Source organism: Microcystis sp. T1-4, assembly GCF_000297435.1.
Classification (GTDB): domain Bacteria; phylum Cyanobacteriota; class Cyanobacteriia; order Cyanobacteriales; family Microcystaceae; genus Microcystis.
This window is the reverse complement of record NZ_CAIP01000141.1, coordinates 1-3,710: the sequence shown is the minus strand read 5'-3', so window position 1 is coordinate 3,710 and position 3,710 is coordinate 1. Positions and strand designations below refer to the sequence as shown.

The 3,710-nt window shown below is 40.6% G+C and carries 2 protein-coding genes and 1 pseudogene; 2 read left to right on the top strand and 1 reads right to left on the bottom strand.

The genetic code is table 11. The features are described from left to right. The first annotated feature begins 255 nt into the window (after positions 1-255). Both MICAI_RS27810 and MICAI_RS08360 read left to right on the top strand, forming a co-directional pair. A pseudogene (locus MICAI_RS27810) lies at positions 256-619 on the top strand (hypothetical protein). A gap of 3 nt (positions 620-622) precedes the next feature. After that, positions 623-1,042, top strand: coding sequence for a type II toxin-antitoxin system VapC family toxin (locus MICAI_RS08360; protein ID WP_008200348.1), 420 nt, complete (start codon positions 623-625; stop codon positions 1,040-1,042). Here the strand turns inward: MICAI_RS08360 and MICAI_RS08355 are convergent, their stop codons facing one another. Next, positions 1,043-3,463: a phosphoketolase family protein gene (locus tag MICAI_RS08355; RefSeq protein ID WP_008200346.1), complete on the bottom strand. Its 2,421-nt coding sequence runs from the start codon at positions 3,461-3,463 to the stop codon at positions 1,043-1,045. Positions 3,464-3,710 lie beyond the last annotated feature (247 nt).

Genomic DNA, 3,710 nt, shown 5'->3' with positions numbered 1-3,710 from the left:
TTATATTATCATTTTTTCTGTAAAAATGGGAATTTGCGATCGCATTTGGCAGAATATTGGAAGTGTGATCGCTTTTCTTGTCGGGTGCATTAACAAAGTATAATGCACTTTATTTGTTGTCTATTGATAAAATGATCCAAAGACGTTAATTTAAAAGATTGAGGTAAGGCAGTTTGTTGGGTTGGTCTTGTGTTAAAATTGGGTTAGAGCTAGTCTGAATCATTTATCCTGTATCATTTAACGGTGGAGAAAACTATGCTAAAAACCTTTAAAGCAATTTTGAAAAATAATACCCTTCAATGGCTTGATGAAACCCCTAAAATTAACTCCGAATATCCTGTTAATGTTTATAAGTACCTAAGCAAAATTAATTACACATATCTAACCACCTCTTGCCTCCTGCTTTTTGCCTCTTGCCTATCTTCACTAGGAAATTAATTTTGCACGACTACTTATTACCTTACTAGAAGAAAATATCATTGGTGAAAATCGATCTAACGGTCAAAAAATGGCCAATGCTTTGAAAAAAAATGCTAATAATAATACTTTTACTGATGTTGATACCCAACAGTGGCAACAACAAAATTGGTGCGATCGCTCTCTTCCTGATCGGGATTAAATCATGTTATTAGATAGCAATATTATTATCTATGCCGCTCAATTAGAAAATGAGTTTCTCCAGGAGTTTATTGCAGAAAATTATCCTTATGTATCTGCTTTATCCTATCTGGAAGTTTTAGGCTACCATCGGTTAAATCATCAGGATAAAGTCTATTTTGAAGAATTTTTTAATGTTTCTCAAATCTTACCCATCTCTCAACCTGTAATTAACCAAGCAGTAACTTTAAAACAAATCAGAAAGATGTCCTTAGGAGATGCCATTATTGCGGGAACAGCTTTCGTTTATAATTTAACAATTGTAACTCGCAATATTGATGATTTTAATTGGCTTAGTAAATTAAATATATTTAGGTGGAATAGGCAGATGAAATTTATCGGTAAACTAATAAATTATCATCACCTAAACCACTTTCTAGCCTAATTAATAGGGCCATTTCCAGTTAGTAATCTCGTCTTTATCGATACCATTGGTAAAAGCATAATCGAGATTATCGATAATAGCATTTTTCATCCGTTCCTTCACATGACCGGCAGCAGAACCTAATTTTGGCACGCGATCGATGACATCAATTACTAAATGAAAACGATCCACTTGGTTACGAATCGCTAATTCTAGGGGAGTATTAATATTCCCTTCTTCTTTGTAACCGCGCACATGAATACGTTCCTGATTACTGCGACGGTAGGTAAGTTTATGAATCAGCCAAGGATAACCGTGGAAATTAAAAATAATTGGCTTATCAGGGGTAAATAAACTATCAAAATCCCGTTCCGATAAACCATGAGGGTGTTCACTTTCAGACTGTAATTTAAACAGATCAACCACATTGATAAAGCGAACTTTTAAGTAAGGGAATTCCTCCCGTAGAATTGCCGTTGCTGCCAAAGATTCTTTAGTGATAATATCCCCACAGCAAGCCATAATTACATCTGGTTCATCGGGATTAGTTCCATCATCATCGTTACTTGCCCAATCCCAAATACCGATACCTTTGGTGCAGTGTTTAATTGCTTCCTCGATAGTCAAGTATTGCAGGTGTTTCTGTTTATCAGCAACGATAATATTAGTGTAATCCTTGCTCTTGAGACAGTGGTTAGCCACACTTAATAAACAATTCCCATCGGGGGGAAGATAAACCCGCACCACGTCGGCACTTTTATTAGTTACTAAATCGATAAAACCGGGGTCTTGGTGACTAAAACCATTGTGATCCTGCCGCCAAACCACCGAGGATAACAACAGATTCCAAGAGGAAACAGAAGCGCGCCAAGGCACATGATTTTTGCAGATATCGAGCCATTTAGCGTGTTGGTTGAACATGGAATCAATAACATGAGCAAAAGCCTCGTAGGAGTGAAATAAACCGTGACGACCAGATAATAAATACCCCTCTAACCAACCGACTAAAGTATGTTCACTCAGCATCTCCATCACACGACCATCGGGAGATAATTGACTACCATCTAAATCCTCTGGATAGGTATCAGCTAACCAAGCTTTTTTAGTCACTTCATAGAGAGCCGCTAAACGATTAGAAGCGGTTTCATCCGGACCAAAAACGCGAAAATTAGTCATATTATTTCGCATTACATCCCGCAAAAATACCCCCATCACTCCCGTGTTTTCCGCTTCCACCTGGCCCGGGTGGGTGATATCTACGGCATATTGACGAAAATCGGGCATTTTTAGGTCTTTCCGCAGCAATCCGCCATTAGCGTGGGGATTAGCACTCATGCGACGATGACCAATAGGAGCGAGTTCTTTAAATTCCGGCTTAAATTTACCCGTGGTATAGTCAAATAATTCCTCCGGGTTATAGCTTTTCATCCACTCCTCTAATTTTCTCAAGTGGTCGGGGTTTTCCTGCATAGCACCCATGGGGACTTGGTGAGCGCGCCAGAATCCTTCCACTTTATGACCATCAACGTTTTTCGGACCTGTCCAACCCTTGGGGGACCGGAGGATAATCATCGGCCAGGGGTAACGTTTAGCCACTCCTGTGCTGCGAGCTTCCTGTTGATAGGAGCGAATCTGATTGATACAGTGTTCTAGGGTAGCGGCCATTTTTTGATGGCAGTGCATGAGGTCTTCATCCTCCTTACATTCGACGATGTAGGGAGTGTAACCGTAACCGACAAAGAGACTTTCTAACTCGTGGGTCGAAATACGGGAGAGAATGGTGGGATTAGCGATTTTATAGCCGTTTAAGTTTAAAATTGGCAGTACCGCACCATCGCGAATCGGGTTAAGGAATTTATTCGAGTGCCACGCGGTAGCAAGGGGACCGGTTTCTGCTTCCCCATCACCCACCACCACGGCCGTAATAAGGTCGGGATTGTCAAAAACAGAACCGTAGGCATGGGAAACACTATAACCCAGTTCGCCGCCCTCATGGATAGAACCGGGGGTTTCGGGGGTGACGTGACTGCCGATGTGACCGGGAAAAGAAAATTGTTTAAAGAATTTTTGTAATCCTTCCTCGTCTTCACTTTTATCGGGGTAAATTTCCGAATAGGTTCCTTCTAGATAAACCGGACCGAGTACCCCCGGCGCTCCATGGCCAGGACCTGCCATAAAAATCACATCGAGGTCGTATTTTTTGATTAAACGGTTGAGGTGAACGTAGGTAAAACTTAAGGCCGGACTTGCTCCCCAGTGACCAAGTAAACGATACTTAACGTGTTCGGGTTTAAGATGTTCTTTAAGCAGGGGATTATCGCGCAGATAAATCATACCTACAGCTAAATAGTTACAAGCGCGCCAATAGGCATGGGTTTTGTAGAGTTCATCTTGAGAAAGGGGATTTTGTTCTGTTAAGGGTCTTTCTGGTGCGGATACCATGAATATTTCTCCAATATCTATGAACGATGAGATTAAGAGAGTTGATAGACAATTTCTCCAGATTATCGAGAGGGTTAACCCTCGGTCAGTTTTCAAACTGTAATCAAGAGTCTAACCTTTTGGGGCGCAAAAAACTATTAAAATAAGCTATATTTTGCCAATCCGGCTAGGGGAATTTATGTCAGTCGGGCGGGGTTTTTAAATCGCTTTTAAAGGCATATTAATATGTTCTTAACTTAGGAATCCA

Coding starts and splice junctions, on each gene's coding strand:
- MICAI_RS08360 (WP_008200348.1), top strand. CDS start 623: ATGTTATTAGATAGCAATATTATTATCTATGCCGCTCAATTAGAAAAT.
- MICAI_RS08355 (WP_008200346.1), bottom strand. CDS start 3,463: ATGGTATCCGCACCAGAAAGACCCTTAACAGAACAAAATCCCCTTTCT.